General features: G+C 60.1%; 19 protein-coding genes and 1 pseudogene. 6 read left to right on the top strand and 14 right to left on the bottom strand.

From position 1 onward, the window contains the following. Positions 1 to 4 precede the first annotated feature (4 nt). Positions 5 to 778: an enoyl-CoA hydratase gene (locus ACTJLA_RS11985; RefSeq protein ID WP_054896511.1), complete on the top strand. Its 774-nt coding sequence runs from the start codon at positions 5 to 7 to the stop codon at positions 776 to 778. A 248-nt stretch (positions 779 to 1,026) separates the two neighbouring features. Here the strand turns inward: ACTJLA_RS11985 and ACTJLA_RS11980 are convergent, their stop codons facing one another. The 12 genes from ACTJLA_RS11980 to arnC form a co-directional block, all read right to left on the bottom strand. After that, positions 1,027 to 2,178: an acyl-CoA dehydrogenase family protein gene (locus ACTJLA_RS11980; protein WP_057975908.1), complete on the bottom strand. Its 1,152-nt coding sequence runs from the start codon at positions 2,176 to 2,178 to the stop codon at positions 1,027 to 1,029. Positions 2,179 to 2,181: 3 nt separating this feature from the next. Further along, a complete protein-coding gene (locus ACTJLA_RS11975; RefSeq protein WP_236454234.1) occupies positions 2,182 to 3,285 on the bottom strand; it encodes an enoyl-CoA hydratase/isomerase family protein in 1,104 nt (367 codons plus the stop codon). Positions 3,286 to 3,415: 130 nt separating this feature from the next. Further along, the gene (locus tag ACTJLA_RS11970; protein WP_057975912.1) at positions 3,416 to 4,126 is read right to left on the bottom strand and encodes an HPP family protein; all 711 of its coding nucleotides are present in this window, start codon (positions 4,124 to 4,126) and stop codon (positions 3,416 to 3,418) included. Between the two features lie 166 nt (positions 4,127 to 4,292). Then, positions 4,293 to 4,481 (bottom strand): type VI secretion system contractile sheath small subunit, encoded by a 189-nt coding sequence (locus ACTJLA_RS11965; RefSeq protein ID WP_254989728.1) that lies wholly within the window; start codon positions 4,479 to 4,481, stop codon positions 4,293 to 4,295. A 320-nt stretch (positions 4,482 to 4,801) separates the two neighbouring features. After that, the gene (locus ACTJLA_RS11960; protein ID WP_236454237.1) at positions 4,802 to 6,424 is read right to left on the bottom strand and encodes an ArnT family glycosyltransferase; all 1,623 of its coding nucleotides are present in this window, start codon (positions 6,422 to 6,424) and stop codon (positions 4,802 to 4,804) included. Continuing rightward, positions 6,425 to 7,807, bottom strand: a complete 1,383-nt coding sequence (locus ACTJLA_RS11955; protein WP_034127447.1) for a UDP-glucose dehydrogenase family protein — start codon at positions 7,805 to 7,807, stop codon at positions 6,425 to 6,427. Continuing rightward, on the bottom strand, positions 7,804 to 8,217 hold the full coding sequence (arnF, locus tag ACTJLA_RS11950) for a 4-amino-4-deoxy-L-arabinose-phosphoundecaprenol flippase subunit ArnF (RefSeq protein WP_294165513.1): 414 nt from the start codon (positions 8,215 to 8,217) through the stop codon (positions 7,804 to 7,806). Before arnF ends, ACTJLA_RS11955 begins: the two co-directional genes overlap by 4 nt. Next, positions 8,214 to 8,561: a 4-amino-4-deoxy-L-arabinose-phosphoundecaprenol flippase subunit ArnE gene (gene arnE, locus ACTJLA_RS11945; protein WP_032897302.1), complete on the bottom strand. Its 348-nt coding sequence runs from the start codon at positions 8,559 to 8,561 to the stop codon at positions 8,214 to 8,216. The genes arnF and arnE overlap by 4 nt, the downstream gene beginning before the upstream one ends. Then, positions 8,558 to 10,213 (bottom strand): lipid IV(A) 4-amino-4-deoxy-L-arabinosyltransferase, encoded by a 1,656-nt coding sequence (gene arnT, locus ACTJLA_RS11940; RefSeq protein ID WP_072446628.1) that lies wholly within the window; start codon positions 10,211 to 10,213, stop codon positions 8,558 to 8,560. Before arnT ends, arnE begins: the two co-directional genes overlap by 4 nt. After that, on the bottom strand, positions 10,210 to 11,094 hold the full coding sequence (gene arnD, locus ACTJLA_RS11935) for a 4-deoxy-4-formamido-L-arabinose-phosphoundecaprenol deformylase (RefSeq protein ID WP_054896502.1): 885 nt from the start codon (positions 11,092 to 11,094) through the stop codon (positions 10,210 to 10,212). The genes arnT and arnD overlap by 4 nt, the downstream gene beginning before the upstream one ends. Then, positions 11,094 to 13,085, bottom strand: coding sequence for a bifunctional UDP-4-amino-4-deoxy-L-arabinose formyltransferase/UDP-glucuronic acid oxidase ArnA (gene arnA, locus ACTJLA_RS11930; protein WP_054896501.1), 1,992 nt, complete (start codon positions 13,083 to 13,085; stop codon positions 11,094 to 11,096). Before arnA ends, arnD begins: the two co-directional genes overlap by 1 nt. Further along, positions 13,082 to 14,116 carry an undecaprenyl-phosphate 4-deoxy-4-formamido-L-arabinose transferase gene (arnC, locus tag ACTJLA_RS11925; protein ID WP_252950516.1) on the bottom strand — a complete coding sequence of 345 codons (1,035 nt, stop codon included), beginning with the start codon at positions 14,114 to 14,116 and terminating at the stop codon, positions 13,082 to 13,084. The genes arnA and arnC overlap by 4 nt, the downstream gene beginning before the upstream one ends. A 411-nt stretch (positions 14,117 to 14,527) precedes the next feature. Here arnC and ACTJLA_RS11920 point away from each other — a divergent pair, with 411 nt between their 5' ends. Both ACTJLA_RS11920 and ACTJLA_RS11915 read left to right on the top strand, forming a co-directional pair. After that, complete coding sequence (locus ACTJLA_RS11920) at positions 14,528 to 15,340, top strand: M949_RS01915 family surface polysaccharide biosynthesis protein (protein ID WP_054896499.1); 813 nt, start codon at positions 14,528 to 14,530, stop codon at positions 15,338 to 15,340. Positions 15,341 to 15,448: 108 nt separating this feature from the next. Beyond that, positions 15,449 to 16,363 (top strand): site-specific integrase, encoded by a 915-nt coding sequence (locus ACTJLA_RS11915; protein WP_034127441.1) that lies wholly within the window; start codon positions 15,449 to 15,451, stop codon positions 16,361 to 16,363. Positions 16,364 to 16,459: 96 nt separating this feature from the next. Here the strand turns inward: ACTJLA_RS11915 and ACTJLA_RS11910 are convergent, their stop codons facing one another. Beyond that, positions 16,460 to 17,671 carry a multidrug effflux MFS transporter gene (locus ACTJLA_RS11910; RefSeq protein ID WP_314543552.1) on the bottom strand — a complete coding sequence of 404 codons (1,212 nt, stop codon included), beginning with the start codon at positions 17,669 to 17,671 and terminating at the stop codon, positions 16,460 to 16,462. A 157-nt stretch (positions 17,672 to 17,828) separates the two neighbouring features. Here ACTJLA_RS11910 and ACTJLA_RS11905 point away from each other — a divergent pair. Together ACTJLA_RS11905 and ACTJLA_RS11900 are read left to right on the top strand one after the other, a co-directional pair. Further along, positions 17,829 to 18,584, top strand: a pseudogene (locus ACTJLA_RS11905) (MCP four helix bundle domain-containing protein); the annotation flags it as partial. Next, positions 18,579 to 19,442: a methyl-accepting chemotaxis protein gene (locus tag ACTJLA_RS11900; RefSeq protein WP_370694803.1), complete on the top strand. Its 864-nt coding sequence runs from the start codon at positions 18,579 to 18,581 to the stop codon at positions 19,440 to 19,442. The pseudogene ACTJLA_RS11905 and the gene ACTJLA_RS11900, both read left to right, overlap by 6 nt. An 86-nt stretch (positions 19,443 to 19,528) precedes the next feature. Here ACTJLA_RS11900 and ACTJLA_RS11895 read toward each other — a convergent pair whose 3' ends face one another. Continuing rightward, positions 19,529 to 20,083, bottom strand: coding sequence for a hypothetical protein (locus ACTJLA_RS11895; RefSeq protein ID WP_314543556.1), 555 nt, complete (start codon positions 20,081 to 20,083; stop codon positions 19,529 to 19,531). A gap of 701 nt (positions 20,084 to 20,784) precedes the next feature. Between ACTJLA_RS11895 and ACTJLA_RS11890 the strand changes: the two genes are divergently transcribed. Next, positions 20,785 to 21,618, top strand: coding sequence for a phytanoyl-CoA dioxygenase family protein (locus ACTJLA_RS11890; RefSeq protein ID WP_054896447.1), 834 nt, complete (start codon positions 20,785 to 20,787; stop codon positions 21,616 to 21,618). The last annotated feature ends 12 nt before the right edge of the window (positions 21,619 to 21,630 follow it).

The following is a 21,630-nucleotide window of genomic DNA, read 5'->3' as shown; positions in this document are numbered from 1 at the left end:
ATACATGAGTTACGAAACCATCCTGCTTGACGTCCAGGGCCGTGTCGGGCTGATCACGCTCAACCGTCCCAGCGCACTGAACGCCTTGAATGCACAACTGGTCAGTGAGCTGAACCAGGCGCTGGACAGCCTGGAAGCCAACCCTGAAATTGGCTGCATCGTGCTGACTGGCTCGAAAAAAGCCTTCGCGGCCGGTGCCGACATCAAGGAAATGGCCGAGCTGACCTACCCGCAGATCTATATGGACGACTTGTTCAGCGACAGCGATCGCGTGGCCAATCGCCGCAAGCCGATCATCGCCGCCGTGAATGGCTTCGCCCTGGGCGGTGGCTGCGAACTGGCCCTGATGTGTGACTTTATCCTTGCCGGCGACACCGCCAAATTCGGTCAGCCGGAAATCAATCTGGGCGTGCTGCCGGGCATGGGCGGCACCCAGCGCCTGACCCGTGCAGTGGGCAAGGCCAAGGCCATGGAAATGTGCCTGACCGGGCGTTTTATTGACGCGGTAGAGGCCGAGCGCTGCGGGATTGTCGCGCGTATCGTACCCGCCGATGAACTGCTGGAAGAAGCGCTGAAAGTGGCCGCCCTGATCGCTGGTAAATCCGTACCGATCAGCATGATGGTCAAGGAAAGCGTGAACCGTGCGTTTGAAGTCAGCCTGTCCGAAGGCGTGCGCTTTGAGCGCCGGGTGTTTCATGCGGCGTTCGCGACCCAGGATCAGAAGGAAGGCATGGCCGCATTCGTGGCCAAGCGGGCGCCGGAATTCAAGGATAAATAACCCTGCCAAACCCCGCATAGCAAAGGTGGGAGCTGGCTTGCCTGCGATGGCATCGCCTCGGTTAGCTGATGGACCGAGGTTTCTGCATCGCAGGCAAGCCATAATGCCAGACGGTCAAGGCATTTTTGTAGGAGCGAGCTTGCTCGCGAGAAGCTCACAGACGCCGCGGTCAGTCAGCAAGCGCGCGTTATCGTTGACGTTTTTCGCGAGCAAGCTCGCTCCTAAAGAAGGCGATGGTGTCATGTCCGTTAGAGCTGGTAGTTTTTCAACTCCCTGGCAATCACCATCCGCTGAATCTCGCTGGTGCCTTCGTAAATCTGCGTGATCCGTGCATCCCGGTAGTAACGCTCCACCGGGTAATCCTCCAGATACCCATACCCACCATGGATCTGCATCGCCTTGGAGCAGACCCGCTCGGCCATTTCCGAGGCGAACAGCTTGGCCTGGGAGGCTTCGGACAAGCACGGTTTGCCGGCAGTGCGCAGGCGTGCGGCGTGGAGGATCAGCAGGCGCGCAGCGTTGAGCTGGGTTTGCATGTCGGCCAGCAGGTTGGCCACGCTCTGGTGTTCGATGATTGCCTTGTCGAACTGCACCCGATCACGGGCGTAGGCCAGCGCGGCTTCAAACGCGGCGCGGGCGATGCCCAGGGCCTGGGCGGCGATACCAATGCGGCCGCCTTCCAGGTTGGAGAGGGCGATGGCCAGCCCCTTGCCGCGCTCACCCAACAAGCTGGCTTCAGGAACCTTGCATTGGTTGAGGGTGACGGCGCAGGTGTCTGACGCACGAATGCCCATCTTGTGCTCGGTGCGGTCGACCACGAAACCTGGGGTATCGGTGGGCACCAGAAACGCCGAAATGCCTTTCTTGCCCAAGTCTGGATCGGTCACGGCGAACACGATGGCCAACTTGGCCCGCTTGCCGTTGCTGACAAACTGCTTGGCGCCATTGATGACCCATTGGCCATCACGCAGCTCGGCACGGGTGCGCAGGTTATGGGCTTCGGAACCGGCCTGGGGTTCGGTCAGGCAGAAGCAACCGATGGCCTGGCCACTGGCGAGTTCGGCCAGCCAGGTGTGTTTCTGTTCGGTTGTGCCGTAGTTGAGGATCGGCCCGCAACCCACTGAATTATGGATGCTCATCAACGCGCCCGTCGCAGCGTCACCGGCGGATATTTCCTCCACGGCCAGGGCATAGGCGACGTAATCGACATAGGTGCCACCCCATTCTTCCGGGACGACCATGCCTAGCAGGCCCAGCTCGCCCATCTTCGCCACCAGGGCGTCGTCGATCCAGCCGGCTTTTTCCCAGGCTTGGGCATGGGGGGCGATTTCGCCTCGGGCAAAATCCCGCGCCATGTCGCGGATCATCACTTGTTCTTCAGTGTATTCAAGATCTTGCATGGCTTATTTCCCAATCTGCACGAAGTCGCGGAAGAAGCTGTCCACATGGCTGGCATCCAGCGCATGGAGGGTGGGCGGGTTCCACTTCGGAGTCTTGTCCTTGTCGATGATCAGTGCGCGAACCCCTTCGATCAGGTCGCCGCGCTCGAACCATTGGCGATCCAGATGCAGTTCGAGGGCAAAGCACTGTTCCAGTGGCAAGTGGCGGCCACGGCGCAGCATCTCCAGGGTCACGGCCATGGCCAGGGGCGAGCGGGTCTGCATGAGGTTGGCGGTGGTCAGCGCCCAGTCATGGCTATCGGCCACGGTGACTTGTTGCAGTTGCTCGACGATGCTGGGCACGTCCGGCAACCCGAAAAAGTGGTCAATGGCCGGGCGCAAGGCCGCCAAGGGGGCGTCGGGCAATTGCTGCACGGCGAGCTTGGCGAGTGCGCCTTGCAGGTCCTTGAGCGGCGAGTCATGCCATTGCAGGCCGTCGAGTTTCTGATCCAGCTCAACCCACTTGGCGCTGTCGATGTACCAGTCTGCCAATCCGCAGTACAACGCATCGGCCGCACGGATCTGCACGCCAGTCACCCCAAGGTAAGTACCCAACTCACCCGGAATGCGTGAGAGGAAATAGCTGCCGCCGACATCCGGGAAGTAGCCGATGGCCACTTCCGGCATCGCCAGGCGGCTGCGTTCGGTGACTACCCGCAGGTCCGCACCTTGCACCAGGCCCATGCCACCGCCGAGGACGAAGCCGTCCATCAACGCCAGTACGGGTTTGCGGTAGTGGTGAATGGCCAGGTCGAGGGCATATTCCTCGACGAAGAAGTCCTGGTGCAGGGTGTCGCCTTGCTTGAAGCTGTCGTACAGCGAGCGGATGTCGCCGCCGGCGCAAAAGGCTTTCTCACCGGCGCCGCGCAGTACCACGGCGTAGACCTCGGCGTCGTCGGCCCAGGCCTGCAAATGCGCGGTTAACTGGCGGACCATGTCCAGGGTGATGGCGTTCAAGCCAGCGGGACGATTGAGGGTGAGGTGGCCGATATGGTTGCGCACGCTTGCCAGGACAGCGTCCTGCTGGACCTCGGCGCGGCTTGCTTGGGATGAAACCTGAGCAGTCATCTCTAACTCCCTGCTTTTATTGTCTTTATCAAGATGTTCGCGGGTGAACTCTCTCGTGATCGTACCAGTGCAAATTTGCCCAGTACAACCCGGAATCCTGCAGGTCGTTGTTGCATTTATGCAGTGCCGGTCAAACCACCCGGCTGGCCAGTACCTCACCGATACTGCGACGTCGGGCATGGCCCTCGGCGGCGTGGATCAGTTGCTCCAACTCTGTCGGTTCGACATCGTAGAACTGCTCCATCTCGGCCAACGCGAGCTTGAGGTCGGCTGCCGTGATGCTCGGCTCGCTCACGGCATTGGCAGTGCCCGGGATAACCGGGGCTGGCTCGGCAAGGCCCTTGGGATAACGCGTGCGCGTGGCATTGTTATAGGCCAGCGCGCAGGCGAGCAGGGCGCCGGCGCCGAGCATCACCGGCGCAAGCTCGTACCAGCCGAGGTTGACCGATGCCGGATCGGCCAGCACCAGGGTCATGGCCAGGCCGCCGGCCGGTGGGTGCAGGCAGCGCAGCCAGCAGATGAGAATCACGGTCATGCCCGCCGCCAGGCAGGCGCTGCCCAAGGTGCGCCCCAAGACGCGGGCGACCAACAACGCGACGATGCCTGCACACAGGTAACTGCCCATGATTGACCAGGGTTGGGCCAGCGCCCCCGACGACACGGCAAACAACAGTACGGCCGATGCGCCCAGAGGGCCGAGCAGGTGCAGGGCCACCTCCATGCCGAACACCTGGGCACAGGCCCAGACACTGAACATCGTGCCCAGGGCCATGCCGATGGCTGCACGGCTCCATTCGGCGGGACGGGTGTTGATTGCAGCGGGTAACCAGCGAGCGAGCATTGAGAGACGGTCCATAAACAGCGGGCGAAAAAAAAGGCCTGCCTGGTTTCCCGGAACAGCCCTTTGAAGGTTCCAACATTTGGGGGAAGGAACCTGTGCAGTGTGCAGTGCTTGATAACGCGGCGCCAATGCATATTAATGAGGGTTAAATGCAAAATAAATGCAGCTAAAAGGCCTCGCCGTAGGTAATCGGCCCGGAGTCTGCGGGTGTAGCCGGATTGATCTTGCCCAGCACGCGACTATGGGTTTCTTCATTGAACAGACGCGCTTGCAGGTCTTCGCGCAGCCTTGGATCGTCGGCCAGCGGCCCCTTCAACGCCACCAGTGCGTCACGCAACGCCATCAAGCGATCCAGCCTGGGTAAAGGGAGGGTTAACAGGTTTTCTCGCACGGCATTGTCCTCTCGATGAAGTAAGCCATCGCGCGCGGGCAGCCTACAACGTCCTTGTTGTCATGAAGTGCCCTGGCCCAAGCGTTTCAGGGCAGTCCTGGCGGTCGGGTGGTAGATAGTAAGTGCACGTGGCAGCGAGTCTACAGTTGGGCTCCGAGCACCGGAAGGGAAAGTGCACCAGCCATTACGCAAACAAATGTAGGTGTTTTCTTGGTACCTATGATGAAAGTCGCCCACTCGTGGAGGAGTGGGCGTTCTTTCTTACAGTGCAGCGGGCAAAGCACTCAAGGCGTCGTGGCTTTTGCCAAGTGCAGCAACACATACGGATTTTTGTCGAACGCTGCGGTGAGCGTCGGCGTGATTGAGCGCAGGCGCGGATCGTCCAGTGCCTGGAAGTCAGCCTGGCTCATGACCAACCATGCCGGCGCCTGGACCGGTTTCAATTCGGCAGGCAGTTGGGTAAACAGCGGCACCTTGTCGCAATCGAAGTTGACCATGAACTTGATAGCTTTCGCGTCTTTGCCCAGTGCATGCAACACCAGCGGCGCCGGTTGCTGCTGAACGTGCGCCTTGACGGCAAGGCTGAAGGTGCGGGTGTCGTACACCTGACGTTCCAGGGGTTCAACCACCATGATGTAGGTGGTCCAGAGGGCGAGCACGGCGGCCAAGGCGGGGCCGTAGGTGCGCAGCCGCGAGCGGAGCAATGCCAGCAGGGCCAGCACCTGTAGCGTGCCGAGCACGACGAAGATCAGCTCAAGGTCGGCCAGCGGTTCCGGGTAGCGCCGCCGCGCCACCATCAAGCCAATGGCCAACAGCGTTGGCAACAGCGTCCAGATGCCCAGCATCAAGGCGCGTAGCCACGCAAACTGTCGCCCTTGCGTGACCGCGAAGGGGTACGCGGCAATGATCGCGGCCATCGGCAGCATCGGCAGGATGTAGCGCGCTTTCTTGGCTTGAGGTACCGACAGGCCCAGCATCACCAGCACAGCCGCTGCCGCGCAGTAGAGCACCAGCTTCAAGGCCGGGGCCGGTGCGCGTCGACCGTCCATCAGCACCGCCAGCAGCACTAACAATGCCAGTGGATAGGCCAGGGCGTAGTTGCCCAGGGAGCTGGTGAAGTAATACAGGACGCCGCCGGAGCCTTCGCTGCCATCCATTCGCCCCAGGAACTGCATGCGAATCACGTCATGCATGAAGTCTTCGCCGCCGCTGAGCTTGGCCAGCAGCAGCAACAGACCGACGCACGCCGCCAGCAGCGCCAGTGCCAGCAGGCCGAAGCTGAACAGCTGGCGCCACTGGCGGTTGATCAGGTAATAGCTGCACAACACGCCCGTAGGGATCACCAGGCCGATCGGGCCACGGATGGCAAACCCCAGCAGCAACAGCAAAAACACCCAATGCAGGCGCTTGGCGGCAGCGAAATGATCATGGGCATAGCCTAGGTAGAACACCGCCAACGCCACGGCGGCGAGCATCTGGTCGAGGGAGACTGCACGGGTTTCGCTGATGAACGTACTGCTGAGCAGCAGCATCGCAATACTCAGCAGGCCCCAACGTGGCGAGTAGGGCGCCGTGAGGCGATAGACCAGCACCACGATCAGCGCCGAAGCGACCGCCGTGGGCAGCCACGCCGTCAGGCTGGTGACCTGGCCCAAGGGTACCGACAGCAGCCACGTCAACAGGGTCGATGTCGCCAGGTAATCGGCATACGGCTGACCATAGGTGGTGGGAAAGAAACTCGGGCCATGGCGCAGCATTTCCTGGGCAAACAGCACAAAGCGCGAATCAAAGCCGATGATCGCCTGGTGCCAGTTGCCGACGATAAACAGCAGCAGCGCCAAGAGCCCAAGCCCCAGGGACTGGCGACGGATCGTTGCGCGCTGCCCGGACGGTAAGGCGATGTTCACTTAGCAAGCGTCCTTGACCTGTTCCACCCAGTTTTGCTGGGGGATCGGTAACTCGCAGGAGTCGCCGCGGCCGATGGGGAAGTACTTGAAGCCTTTGCGCGTCAGGCGCTCGCCGTCGTACAGGTTGCGGCCGTCGAAGATCACCGGGGTTTTCAGGCGCTGGTGAATCAGGTCAAAGTCCGGCGCCTTGAATTGCTGCCATTCAGTGCACACGATCAACGCATCGGCGCCGCCCAAGGTGGATTCCGGGGTGCCCATCAGCATCAGGCGCGGGTCATCGCCGTAGATGCGTTGGGTTTCCTGCATGGCTTCAGGGTCAAAGGCGCGCACATTGGCGCCGGCAGCCCACAGGGCTTCCATCAGCACGCGGCTGGGGGCGTCACGCATGTCATCGGTGTTGGGCTTGAAGGCCAGGCCCCACAGGGCAAACGTCTTGCCCTTGAGGTTGCCCTGGAAGAACGCGTTGATGCGCTCGAACAGCTTGCTCTTCTGGCGCTGGTTGATGGCTTCCACGGCTTCGAGCAGGTCGCTGGAGCAGTTGGCCTGCTTGGCGCTGTGGATCAGGGCGCGCATGTCTTTGGGGAAGCACGAGCCGCCATAACCGCAGCCAGGGTAGATAAAGTGGTAGCCGATGCGTGAGTCGGCACCGATGCCCAGGCGCACCGACTCAATGTCGGCACCCAGGTGTTCAGCCAACTCGGCGATCTGGTTGATGAAGCTGATCTTGGTGGCCAGCATGCAGTTGGCGGCGTACTTGGTCAGTTCTGCGCTGCGCAGGTCCATGAAGATGATGCGGTCGTGGTTGCGGTTGAACGGTGCGTACAGGTCGCGCATCACGTCGCGCACCTCTTCACGCTCGCAGCCGATGATGATCCGGTCCGGGCGGCGGCAGTCGGCAACGGCGGAGCCTTCCTTGAGGAATTCCGGGTTGGAGACGATATCGAACTGCAGCTCACGGCCGGCGGCGCGCAGGTTATTGAGGATGTGGTCGCGCAATGTGTCGCCAGTGCCGACCGGTACAGTGGATTTTTCCACCAGGATCACCGGCGCCACGCGATGGCGGGCTACCGCATCACCCACCGACAGCACGTATTTCAGGTCGGCCGAGCCGTCTTCATCCGACGGCGTGCCCACGGCAATAAACAACACTTCACCGTGCTCGACGGCGAGTTTTTCGTCGTGGGTAAAGCGCAGGCGCCCGCTTTCCAGGTTGTCCTTGACCATGGCTGCCAGGCCCGGCTCGAAGATGGTCACATGCCCCTTCTGCAGCGATTCGACCTTGTGCTTGTCAACGTCCATGCAAATGACATCGTGACCGACTTCGGCTAATACAGTGGCCTGGACCAGACCAACGTAACCACTACCAAATACACTGATTTTCATGGGGTATTCCTGGGACTTGAGGTGCTAGCACGACGAGAGTTGATAACCAGTACGCCGAGGATGACCAAGGCCACCCCCAGGGTTTTTGAAAGCGAAAAATCTTCGTTGAACACCGGCAGGCAGGCGGCCAGCAAATACACCAGCGCGTAGCTGATACTGAGCAGCGAATAGGCGCGGCCCAGGGGTAAGTGCTTCAGTGCGCCGAGCCAGCACAGCATCGACAGCGCATAGGCGATGATCGCCAGGATCACCGCGCCCAGGGCGCCCAGTTCGATGCTGTTATCCGTGAAGGCCGCCAGCCATTGGGTGGGAAGCGGCAGGCGCGTCATGCTCCAGCGCATGCCCAGTTGGGCACCACTCACCAGGCCGACACTGCCCAAAGCCAGGGCGAAACCCCGCACGCGACTCATACCTGGCGCCCCAGCAAGACCACGCCGGCAATCACCAGCCCCACGCCCAGCCAGTGACGGCCATCAATGGGTTCGTGAAACACAAAGCGCGCCATCAGCGTGACCAGCACAAAATTCAGGCTGAGCATGGGGTAGGCAATGCCGACTTCCAGGCGCTGCAACACCAGCAGCCAAACCAGCAAGCCCAGGCCCAGGCACACCAGCGCCGACCACAACCACGGCGAGCGCAGTTTCAGTGCCCAGCCGTCTGGCACGCCGCGCCAGCTTTCCACGGCGAATTTTTGCGAGACCTGGCCCATGCAGGTCAGCAGGCAGGCCGTGAGCAGTAGCAGCAGGGTGATCATGGCGTGACCTGCGGGAAAATCAGGATCACGATCTTGCCTTGCGCATAACGCTTGCCGTCAGTGGGCAGCAGTGCGAGTTCTTCTTTTTCGCCGGTGCTATTGACGCGCATCACCACGCCCACCGCGCCGGTACGCCGGGTTTCGGCCATCCACGCCTGGATGCGGTTACGGTCGACCAGACGCGGGGCCGTATCCTCGTAAGCCAGGCCGTACTTGACCTCACCCGAGGTGTTGTACAGCGTGATATCGGGACGCTTGAGGCGCCAGGACAGCGCCGAGGCGGCGCCCAGGTCGTTGCTCAGCAGGGCAACGCTGGGTTGCAATTCGTCGATGTGATCAATGATGAACTGGTCCGGGGTCTTGTTGTAAACCACCGAATGAGGCAACGCCGCAGGCACCAGCAGCACCAGCAATCCACTGCCGATCAGCGGCGCGGCCCACAATGCCAAAGGGCGCGCCGCTTGCAGCAGATTGACCACGATCCAACCGAACAAAAAGATGAACACCAGCACCAGGCTGAGGGTTTCTTCTCCCGGTTCGTATACCGGCTTCTTCAACTGGAACCAGCTGAGGGCCAGCAAGACCAGCACGCCGATCACCAGGTTCAACCAGCCATTGATGCGCAGAACGCGGCCGTGGCCTTGAGCCAGTTTGTCGCTCAGGGCCGAGCCCATCAGCAAGGCCAGGGGGAGCATGCACGGCATAATGTAGGAGGGCAGCTTGCCTTTGGCCAAGCTGAAAAAGGCCAGGGGCATCAACAGCCACAGTAGCAGGAACGCGGTTTTCGGCACACGCCGTTGCAGCCAGGCCTGCTTGAACGCGGACGGCAATAGCGCAACCCACGGCAGTGCGAACCCTACCAGCAGCGGCAAGTAATACCAGAAAGGTTCGGCGTGCTGGGCGTCTTCACCGGCAAAGCGTTGGATGTGCTCGTGCCAGAAAAAGAAATGCCAGTAGTCCGGCTCTTGCAGGTGCACAGCCAGGGCCCACGGCACGCTGACCGCAATCGCCACCACCACGGCAACAGGGCCAAATTTGCACAACTCGCCAAAACGTTTTTGCCAGACGGCGTAGGGCAGGGCGACCAGCACCGGCAGCAACCAGGCCAGGAAGCCCTTGGTCATGAAGCCCATGCCGCACGCCAGGCCCAGCAAGGCCCAGGACCACAAGCGCGCACGCCGCGTGGTGCTGTCGAAGCAGAACCACAAGGCCACGCCGGTCAGGTTGACCCAAAAAGTGAACTGCGGGTCCAGGTTGGCATAGCCGCCCAGCGCAGCCACGCTGACGAAACTCATGTAGAGCAACGTGCTGACCAGGCTTTTTTGCGGATCATTCCACAACCGGCGAGAGACCAGATACACCAGCAGAATGCTCAAGCCGGTGCTCAACGCCGAGGCAAACCGTACGCCGAACAGGTTCTGGCCGAAGATCGCCTGGCCCAGCGCGATCATCCAGTAGCCGGCCGCAGGTTTTTCAAAGTAGCGAATCCCCATGAAGTGCGGCGAGGCCCACTTGCCGGTCATCAGCATTTCCTGGCTGATTTGTGCATAGCGGGTTTCATCGGGAATCCACAGGCCATGGGTGGCCAACGGCAGCAGGTAGAACACCGCAAACGCGAGCAGGAGCAGGGGCAAGGCCCAGCGGCGGATCATGCCTGCTGTACTCCAAGCCAGCCCTCGCGGCCGCTCAAGGCGCCGCGTACCAGCTGTTGCTGGGGCAGGGTGGTCACATCCGTGGGCAACAGTTCGCCCAAGGGTTTGAAATCAATGCCGCGCTGCCCTGCCTGGGCGAGCAACTGGCGAAAATCATTGGCCATCAGAATCCCTTCTACTTCTGCGTGGATCGTATAGACGTTCAGCTTCGACGCGCTGAACCTGTCGAGAATGAAACGGTTGAAATCGTTGGCAGCCACCACCGGCCCGACGACTTCGTCGAAGGTCGGCAGGTCTACCGGAATTTGTGGGGTGCCCGCACTGCCATCGGCCAAGGTTGGTCGAAACAGGCTGGTGCCCCGGCAATCGCTGTTGTAGCGAAAGTTGAAGCCTTGCTTGGCTTGCACCACGCGCTCATCGGCACGCCAGCCGGCGGCCGCTGAACAGTCGACGCGCTCGCCGAGGATGTCGCTCAAGGTGTCTACGCCGCGCCGAATCTGCTCGACCAGCTGTGCCTCGCTCCAACGCCCGGTGTTGGCCTGCCAGCCATGGTGGTCCCAGGCGTGCAGGCCGACTTCATGCCCGGCGGCCTTGGCCTGGCGCATCAAATGCCCCAGGTCGCGGCCAATCGGCTTGCCTGGCCAGGCGGTGCCGGCCAGCAAAATATCCCAGCCATACAGGCCGGCAGCGTTGGAACGCAGCATCTTCCACAAAAACTGCGGGCGGATCAGGCGCCACAAGTGGCGCCCCATGTTGTCCGGCCCGACACTGAAGAAGAACGTCGCTTTGACCCCAGCTTCGGCCAGGGAGTCGAGCAACCGTGGCACACCTTCACGGGTGCCGCGGTAGGTGTCGACGTCGATGCGAAGACCTGCCTGCATTACTTTTTATCCGCAATTTCAAGCATGGCTTCACGCAAGAAGAAATCGAGCGTGTTGCCGATGGTTTCGCTCATCTGCACGCTCGGCTCCCAGTTCAGCAGGCGCTTGGCGTTTTCGATGCTCGGCTTGCGGTGCGCCACGTCCTGGTAACCTGTGCCGTAGAACGCCTTGCTCTCGACGTCGCGAAAACCGGCGAACGGCGGGAAATTGTGGCGCAGTGGGTGAGCCTCGAACTGACGCAGCAGTTCTTCGCCCAACTGGCGAATGCTGGCTTCGTTTTCGGGGTTGCCGATGTTGATGATCTGGCCGTCGCAGACGCCATTGTCGTTATCAATGATGCGCGCCAGGGCTTCGATGCCGTCGGCAATGTCGGTGAAGCAACGCTTCTGCTCACCACCGTCGAACAGACGGATCGGCGTGCCTTCCACCAGGTTCAGGATCAGCTGGGTAATGGCGCGGGAGCTGCCGATACGCGCCGAGTCCAGGCGGTCCAGGCGCGGGCCCATCCAGTTGAATGGACGGAACAGGGTGAACTTCAGGCCCTTGTCGCCGTAGGCCCAGATCACGCGGTCCAGCAGTTGCTTGGAGACGGAGTAGATCCAGCGTTGCTTGTTGACCGGGCCCACCACCAGGTTGGAGGTGTCTTCGTCGAAATACTGGTCTTGGCACATGCCATAGACTTCGGAGGTCGACGGGAAAATCACGCGCTTGTTGTACTTGACGCAGTAGCGCACCAGCTTGAGGTTTTCTTCGAAGTCCAGTTCGAACACGCGCAGCGGGTTACGGGTGTATTCGATCGGCGTGGCGATGGCCACCAGCGGCAGCACCACGTCGCATTTCTTGATGTGGTACTCGATCCACTCGGTGTGGATGCTGATGTCGCCTTCCACGTAATGGAAGTTCGGGTGGCTGCGCAGGCGCTCGATGGCGTCGGAGCCGATGTCCAGGCCATAGACTTCGTAGCGGTCGTCACGCAGCAGGCGCTCGGACAGGTGGTTACCGATAAAACCGTTCACGCCCAGGATCAGCACACGGGTACGGCGCGGCTTGCGGCCCGACTCGGCGCCGCGCAGCACGGAACCGTCTACCAGGCCCAGTTCATCGGCCAGGGACGGGCCGGCCAGGTACAGGCCGTTTTCGTTGCGCTGGCCGAACTTGACCACCAGGGAATCTTCACCGCAGGCAATGCGCAGCGGGTTGACGCTGATTACACGGCCAGGCGCCAAACCTTCGTTGCCCTTGACCACGTCGGCTTGCCACACGATCAGCTTGTGCTCGCCCACGGCGCAGAAGGCGCCGGGGTACGGCTGGGTCACTGCGCGTACCAGGTTGAACAGTTGCTCGGCAGGTTTTTTCCAGTCCAGCTTGCCATCGGCGGCGGTGCGACGACCGAAGTAGGTGGCTTTGCTCTCGTCCTGGGCGGTTTCGCTCAGCTTGCCCTGGGCCAGCTGTGGCAGAGCATCGCGCAACAGGGCAGTGGCCGCCTCACGCAGCTTGGCGTGCAGGCTCAGGCCGGTATCGCTGCGCTCGATGGTGACTTTTTGCTGGGCCAGGATGGCGCCGGCATCGGCACGCTTGACCATGCGATGCAGGGTCACGCCGGTTTCGGTTTCGCCGTTGACCAGCACCCAGTTGGCCGGGGCGCGGCCACGGTATTTAGGCAGCAACGAGCCGTGCAGGTTGAACGCGCCTTTGCGGGCGGTGGCCAACAGCGGCTCGCTCAGCAGGTTGCGGTAGTAGAACGAGAAGATGTACTCCGGGTTCAGCTTGGCGATGCGTTCGATCCACAGCGGGTGGTTGGCGTCTTCCGGTGCATGTACCGGGATGCCATTGCGGGCGCAAAGTTGGGCGACGGAACCGTAGAAGTTGTTTTCCTTGGGGTCATCGGCATGGGTGAACACGGCGGCGATGTCGTAACCGGCGCTGAGCAGCGCTTCAATGCCTGCGCAGCCAATATCGTGGTAGGCGAATACAACAGCTTTTGAACTCATGACTGGACCTGATCCGAAGAAGAAGTAGAAGTATGGGAAGACACCAGACCGTCGACCACGACGACTGGAGCCGGTGCTGCCGGTTGGTTGCGCAGCACTTTTTCAATAAAGAAGCGTGGGCGGGCGCGGACATCGCTGTACATGCGGCCCAGGTATTCGCCCAGCAGGCCCATGCCGATGAACTGGCCACCGGTGAACACAAACAACACCGCAAACAGCACGAACAGGCCATCACCGGCCCAGTCGGCGCCGAAGGCCAGGCGCATGACGATCAGGGCAAAGGCAAACAGCACGCCCAGCGCCGCCAGGCTGAAACCGACGATGGACAGCAGGCGCAAGGGCGTGGTGGTCATGCAGGTCAGCAGGTCGAACATCAGGCTGATCAGGCGCATGGTGCTGTATTTGGATTCGCCGTGCTCACGTTCGGCGTGGTGCACCAGGATTTCCGTGGTGTGGCGGGCGAAGCCGTTGGCCAGGATAGGAATGAACGTGCTGCGCTCACGGCAGGCGAGCATGGCGTCGACGATGGTGCGGCGGTAGGCACGCAACATGCAGCCGTAGTCGGTCATGGCCACGCCGGTAGAACGTTGCACGGCGAGGTTGATCAAGCGCGACGGCCAGCGGCGGAAGGCCGAGTCCTGGCGGTTATTCCGCACGGTGGCAACCACGTCGTAGCCCAGGGCAGCTTGCTCGACCAGGCGCGGGATCTCTTCCGGCGGGTTCTGCAGGTCGGCGTCAAGGGTGATCACCACTTCGCCACGGCACTGTTCAAAGCCGGCCATGATCGCCGCGTGCTGGCCGTAGTTGCGGTTAAGGATCACCGCTACCACATTGCTGCCGTCTTCCGCGGCGGCGTCTTCGAGCAGTTGGGCCGAGTTGTCGCGGCTACCGTCATCCACCAGGATGATTTCGTATTCGTAGGCCAGCTGCTTGCAGGCTGCCGTGGTGCGACGCAGCAACTCAGGCAGGCTTTCTTGTTCGTTGTAGACCGGGATAACGATCGACACGCAATGAATAGGGTAGGGTTTCAAAGATTCATGACCTCGGGCTAAAGCGACTTCAAGCGTGAAAACGGCAGCGTTCATTGGGCAAAACTACAGCCCGCAGGTTACAAAACGGGGCTAAAGATGATGCGTTTTCAATAGGTTAGTCGATAATCCACGGATTGCTCTCAAGTGTTGCCTACAAGGTTAAGCGCAAAAATGTGCAACGAATATGAAAGGCGGATGAAAAACTCGTTTATTTGACAGGCAGACAGCTAGGGTTCAGCTAAGTAATCAAGGCGTTACATGTAGGTCTCACAGGGCGACATCGGAGCTTCGTACAAGACGCTTGGTTCAATCTGAGCGAGGCGATCAGCCCAATGCTCGCCCTTCAACAATCTTCTCTGCATTAGCGCTCAAGTGCCGGTAAAGTAAGCCCTCTCTTGCCAGGGTACTCGGATGAATAGCGTGCAGCTTTTACGCGGCCAGTTGCGGCCAGCGCTGATGGGATTGTTGATGACGGTGGCCTGTGTCACCAGCGTGCGGGCCGATCAAGGCGTCGCGCTGACCCCACTGGACCAGGTGCCGGACGGGGTGGAAGTGCGCGGCAAGCAGGTCGCGGCTTATACCTGGGATGACCGCCAAGGCAAAAACCTGCTGGTACTCGCCGAGCAAGTCGGTGAGCGCGATGACGATGGTACCCAATCGGCCTTTGTCTACGCGGCGCAATACGTGCTGGGTGGCGAGCGCCCCAAGCGCGTGTGGATGCTGTACGACGATGTACAGCACTGCGAATTCGACGCAGGGCTGCGCTTTGACCGGGCTGCCACCAAGGTCACCGACCTGCTGGGCGACGGCAATACCCAGGCCACGGTCGGTTATTCGCGGGCCTGCACCAGTGATGTCAGCCCCAACGAATTCAAGTTGATCATGCATGCCGGCAAGTCCGAGAAGTATCGTCTGCGTGGCCTTGACCGCGTGGGCGCCAGTTGGTGGGACGAGGACGCTGGTGCCTTGCGCGGCATGCCCCTGCCCACCGACTGCAGCGTCGCGGCGCAGCAAGCGCTGGTCAGCCAATACAAGGAGCAGGGCACCGAACTGCCCCTGCCAGGCTGCTATGGCGACGAGAAGGACTTTGCCAAGGCGCCGGACAGTTACCTCGCTTTTATGCGCCAGCAGTGGTTCGCGCTGATGCAGCAACAGGACGCTGACTGGAGCCAATCCCAGGCCCAACCCCAGGCAGCCAGCGAAGACGACGAATCGGCCCCGTGATTTTGTGCCAGGGCCGGTCCTGGGTTAGACTCGGCCTTCGCCAATCCACTAAATACATCGACTAATCAAATAGTTGGTCGGTGTATTTAATCCAAAGGCTGATCTACCTTGACCGAGTCCATTTGCAACCCACTGACCCTATATCTCACCCGCCTGGCGCCTTCCAGCCAACTGACCATGCGCTACGTGCTGCAGGATGCCGCCGACCGCTTGGGTTTCGAAGACCTCAACCTCGAAGAGATTGACTGGCACCTGCTGCAGCCTGAACACGTCATCGCACTGGTGGCTGCCTTGCGCGAGGACGGCTTAGCGCCGAACACTTCGTCGCTGTATGTGAATGCGGTGCGCGGGGTCATGAATGAAGCGTGGCGCATGAGCTTGATCAGCCAGGACCACCTGTTGAAGATGCGCTCGGTCAAGGCCACACCTGGCACGCGCCTGAGCCAGGGCCGCAATCTGCGCCGCACCTTGATCCGCGAGATGCTCGACGTCTGCGCCGCCGACCCTCGGCCCCAGGGCCTGCGGGATGCAGCGGTGATCGGCCTGTTATATGGCTCGGGCATGCGCAAGTCGGAGTCGGTGAACCTGGACTTGGCACAGGTCAACTTTGACGAGCGCAGCTTGCGCGTGATCGGCAAGGGCAACAAAGAGTTGGTCAAGTACGCGCCGGACTGGGCGTTTGCCAAGCTGCAAGCCTGGCTGGCGTTTCGTCGCGAGCACCTCAAGGAAGGCGAGCAGGACGACAGCTTCCTGTTCAACCGCATCCGGCGAGGCAGCCATATCACCCGAGAGCGGATCACCAAGCATGCGATTTACTACATCGCGCGCCAGCGCGGCGATCAAGTGGGGGTCAAGATCATGCCCCATGATTTCCGTCGTTCGTTTATCACCCGGGTGATCGAGGAGCATGATTTGTCGATTGCGCAGAAACTGGCGCATCACACCAACATCCAGACCACTGCCAGCTATGACGTGCGTGACGACAATGAGCGCCGGCGGGCGGTGGACCGATTTGATTTGTAGGCTTGTGGATACGCCACGATTCAAATGTGGGAGCTGGGTTGCCTGCGAAGAGGGCCTCACAGGCAACCAGAATGTTGAATCTGCCTGCTCCTGTGCTCAAGAGGAAGGCGGGACGCTTGAGGTCAAGTGAGCCGGTAAGCGCCGCAACGTCCACAAGGTGGTCAGCATCGCGGCAAGCGCACACAGCGCAATACCGATCAACATCGGCGCCGGTGTATGGTCGGCAAACACACCCACCAAGGTCATCGCCACAGCCGCCGTGACCATCTGGATCGCGCCCAGCAGTGCAGACGCAGAACCTGCCACCGCACCATGATCCTCCAGCGACAGTACCCCGGCCGCCGGCAATAGCAGGCCAAGAAAGCCGAAACCGATAAACAACAGCCCCATCATCAAGCCCAGGCTGTCACCCCACAGCGTAGTAGCCGCCAGCAAGCTCATGACCGCCGCCACGCCCACCACCGACCAGCGAATCAACGGCGCCAGCCCAAAGCGGGCGCTGAGGCGGGCGGTCAGTTGGCTCATGGCAAAAAACGAAGCCGCGTTGAGCGCAAAGCACAGGCTGAACTGGGTTGGCGTCAGGCCAAAAAACTCGATGTACACGAAGGGCGCGCTGCCGATGAACACGAAGAAGGTGGCCAGGCCAAACCCGCACACCACCGACAAGCCCGTAAAGACCGGGTCGCGGAGGAGGGCGCCATAACTGCCGAACGCCTGGCCCAGTGTCTTGCCCAGGCGGCGCTCGGCCGGGTGGGTTTCTGGCAGTTGTACTGCGGTCATCACCAGACACAGCACGGCCACCACCCCCAACACGGCAAACACTTCGCGCCAGCTCCAGATCGAAATCACCAGGCTACCGGCCAGTGGCGCGAGGATCGGCGAAACACTCATCACCAGCATCAACAAAGCCATCAGACGCGCCGCTTCATGGCCGGTGTACAGGTCACGGACAATCGCCCGTGGGATCACCATCCCCGCACAGGCACCGAACGCTTGTATGGCTCGAAAGCCGATCAGCACTTCGATAGTCGGGGCCAGTGCGCAGCCGACGCTGCCAATGGCAAAGATCACCAAACCTGCATAAATCGGAGGTTTACGCCCGAACACGTCGCTGAGTGGGCCGTAGAACAACTGGCACACGCCGATAATCATGAAGAACACCGTCAAACTCATCTGCACGGCCGCCGGCGAGGCCTGGAGGCTGGCGCCCAGGGTCGGCAGCGCCGGCAGATAGATGTCGATAGCAAACGGGCCCACGGCGGTGATCAAGCCCAGCAACAGGGCGAGACGGGCGATACGTTGAGGCATTTGGCAGATCCAGGTAGAGCAACGGACGGTCAGCTTAAGGGAACCGCGCAGATCCGCAAACTTAGGCTTCACTAACAAGCAACAGCTGCCGATACAGCTAGCAGCGACATTGAAACGGTTGGGTTCCCAACCGGCGTTCCTGGCACGGGGTACCACTATGACGATCAAATTACGCTTGGTGCTGTTGATTGCGACCGGGTTGCTCACGGCTTTGATCATGAGCCTGGCTGGCTACCTGGGCAATACGCGGATGGCCGATGCGGTACAGGACAACGACGTCAGCATGACGGTACTGCGCAACCACATGGAAGCCGACATGATGCACGACGCCCTGCGTGCGGATGTACTCTCGGCGATGTTGGTCGGGCTGGGCAAAAGCACCAGTACGCCGGCCGAGGTCAACAGCTCGATCAAGGAGCATGCCGAGCACTTTCGCGAGGTGCTGGCGGACAATCTCAAGCTGCCGTTGGACGCCTCGATCAAGGCCAGCCTGGAAAAAATCAAACCCAGCCTGGACACCTACATCAGTGCCGGCGAGCGCATCGTCGCGCTGGCCCTGGAGAATCCAGAGGCCGCACGAGGGGAACTGCAGACCTTCAATGCCGCGTTCAGCCAGTTGGAAGAACAAATGGCGGCGTTGAGCGAACTGATCGAAAACAATACCCAACTCACCAGCACTGGTACCCGTCAAACCATCAGTAACGCTAACTGGACCTTGATTATTGTATTGGGGGCGAGCCTGCTGTTGCTGCTGGCACAAGGACGTTGGGTGACCCTGAGCATCATGGGGCCGTTGCGCACCGCCAGCCGTATTGCCCAGAGCATTGCCCATGGCAACCTGAGCGAGCCGATTGCCGAACCCAAGAACCAGGACGAAGCCAGTGCACTGATTCGCAGCCTGGCGACGATGCAGCGGGATTTGCGCGGCATGATCGAAGTGGTTCGCAGCAATGCCCATGGCGTGAATGGCATGAGCGAGCGCCTCAGCCAGGGTTGCCATGAAGTGGCAGGCAGCAGCCAGCAACAAAGCGTCGCCGCCAGCACCATGGCCGCCGCCGCGAGCGAAATGACCGCCAGTATCGAAGAAATCACCCGTCACGCCCAACGTGCCCTGGACATGGCCAGTCAGGCTGAAACCCTGGCCAAGGACGGCGGCCGGGTTATCCACCAGGTGGTCAGCGACATGGACGGCATCGCCCGTTCTGCCCAACAGTCGGCGCAAGTGATCCGCACGCTGGACAAGGAGTCCGAGGCGATCTACAGCATTATCCAGGTGATCAAAGGGATTGCCGACCAGACCAACCTGCTGGCCCTGAACGCCGCCATCGAAGCCGCCCGCGCCGGTGAACAAGGGCGCGGCTTTGCAGTCGTGGCCGACGAAGTGCGCAGCCTGGCCGGACGCACCAGCGCCTCCACCCAGGAAATAGCCAGCATGGTCGGGAGTATCCAGCAGAACACCCGTGAAGCGGTGATCAGCATGGAGGAGGGCGTTGCCCAAGTGGACAAGGGCATGGCGGTGACTGCCGAAGTGGAACGTGCCATTCGCGAGATCCTCCAAGCCACGCTGAGCACCACTGAATTGGTCAACGATATTTCCCGCACTATTAGTGAGCAGAGCCTGGCCAGCAATGAGATTGCCCATCAGGTGGAGAGGATTGCGGGGATGTCGGAAAGTAACAGTCGGGTGATTGGCGAGACGGCGTCTACGACGGATGAATTGTCGAGTTTGGCGGGGAAGCTTTCGCAGTCGGTGGATCGGTTTAGGCTTTGATGGATGACGACCCATATATAACTAAACTAAATAGTTATTTAGTTTAGTTATAATTAATATGCATATTAGGGGGAGGAGAGGCAAGATTACCGGCTGGTTCGTCCAACCATTAAAAGAGCCCGAAAGGCAGCTTCAGCAGCCGTCTCAGCCGTTTTGATTTGGTTGAGAACCGTCATTAAGTGAAGGTCAATCACATCTTGCCGCTCTTTATCTGCCAGGTCACCGAATAAGCCGACGAACTGTTTTAAGCGATTTACTTCAGAAAATGCGTTTGCCAGGGTGCTGCTGACAGCCTCACTGAAGAAATCAGCTTTGTCCAAAAACTGGGATGGAAGCTCAATCGTAATTGCTGATGCCTTTTCGACCAGCTGCTTTCGCGCATTTTTGTCCTGCAGCAAACTGCCGATCAGGGGATCACTGCCAGTTGGAAAAAGATCACTTTGGAATTTAGAAATCTGGACATGTGCAGCTCCAACAAGTGTCGTCATGATCTGAGCTAGAAGCCTAGCACTGGCCTTGCGTTCGAGCCTCCGTTGATGCTTGTCGTAAAGCCAAACGGATAATGCGATGAGTGCGGCTGCGGCAGTAGCCACGGCGCTGATTGCGTTCCAATCAATTTTCCAGTTTGCACAAAGCCACATTCCGTTTCTCCGGCGCCGAGTGGAAGCAACAGCGTTGCTAAAGGCCGGCATTCAAGCATGCGGAGAAAGCATCGCCAAGCGAAGCCTGTACGAGCTGGAGACGGTGATCGAGGGTTGAGCCAGGCTTCAAATCTGACCACCAGAGCCCTCCAACCCCGCATACGACGGTACGCATAATGTATATTATGTTAAATAATGTATTATGTCGGATATGTTCATAAGCGACGTAAGTCACTGATTCGACGAATTCGTTATTACGCCTACTCTCCCAATGAGCCATGTCCATAGTGCTCATGACGAGTCCTCTTCAGGTCAACGACTACCGCTGCTCGGGCAAGCTGGTGACGCGCGCCGTTGCCCATGCTTGTCCGCTCATGTACGTCCAACTCAAACTCAGGCGCCGCGTTTTCAATACTGCGGCGGCGCATCTACGAGCGATCCAGGCTTTCTATAGCTACGCAAAAAGCCGATACCTGGATAAGGGCTGTGCGCTCAGACAAGGTGATGCTTGGCACCGAGTGAGGACTGCGCAGCTGAAACCCTCATCTTTGATCGTGACGGCGCCGTTGCTGGTATGCACAGATCTTCAGGATTCTGTCATCGTAATGGCTCTTCATAATTAACATAACTTTCGTTGTGTTTAATTTTGAGGGCTGCTAGCATCGAAATTGCCACGTGGCATTTTCGAGGAGAAAGCTCTCATGCAACTCTCTGTGCGAAAGGCGTTCCTGGAAGACGGGGCCGTCCTGATCAAAGGTTTTCTGAACAAAGATCAATTGGCTGAGTGCCGGGCAGCCTATGACTGGGCAGTCGAGAATCACGGCCCTCATGCAACCCGAATGTTCGACGGGACTGAGCAACAGTCCCATGTTGACAATGCCAACCCCGTCGCCAAAGCCCGTCTTGAAGAACTCGTAACCTCCCTGCCCTTTGGCCAGCTGTTTGCGCAGCTCTGGGGCTCGGAAAACGTGTGGTACTTCGCCGAAGAGGTGTTTCTCAAAGCAGGTGGGCGCGGATCTCGCACGCTTTGGCATCAGGACACGTCTTATCTGCCATGGGCCGGAAGCCACTGGGCCAATGCCTGGATCAGTTTTGAATCAGTGCCGAAGAAAAACGCTTTGGAAATCGTTCGAGGTTCGCACAAAGGACCACGCTACGACGGCACTACGTTTCGCGATCCTAACGATCCGACTCAACCGCTGCATGGCGGCGACGCATTACCACGCCTGCCGGATATCGAGGCGCTGCGCCAAAACGATCCCGAATCATTCGACATCATTTCGTGGGCTACCGAGCCTGGCGATATCGTCTTGCTGCATCCGGGTTCACTGCATGGTGGCGCTCCAGTGGATGAAGCTTTCCCGGATCGTCACACCTTCGTTTTCCGTTTCTTTGGCGACGACGCCACCTTCCATCCTTTACCAGAAAACAGCGCGAGCGGTTACCCGCAGCAAGGCGTGCTGTTTACTGAAGAACTGTCGACCCTGAAAGCGGGAGACGGCTTCCGCCACCCAACGTTCCGCCAATTAATATAAAGGAGCATTGCC

This window comes from Pseudomonas sp. 22072, assembly GCF_052046095.1.
Taxonomy (GTDB): domain Bacteria; phylum Pseudomonadota; class Gammaproteobacteria; order Pseudomonadales; family Pseudomonadaceae; genus Aquipseudomonas; species Aquipseudomonas paracarnis.
The sequence above is the reverse complement of the archived record's forward strand: the minus strand, read 5'-3'. Positions and strand labels throughout refer to the sequence as shown.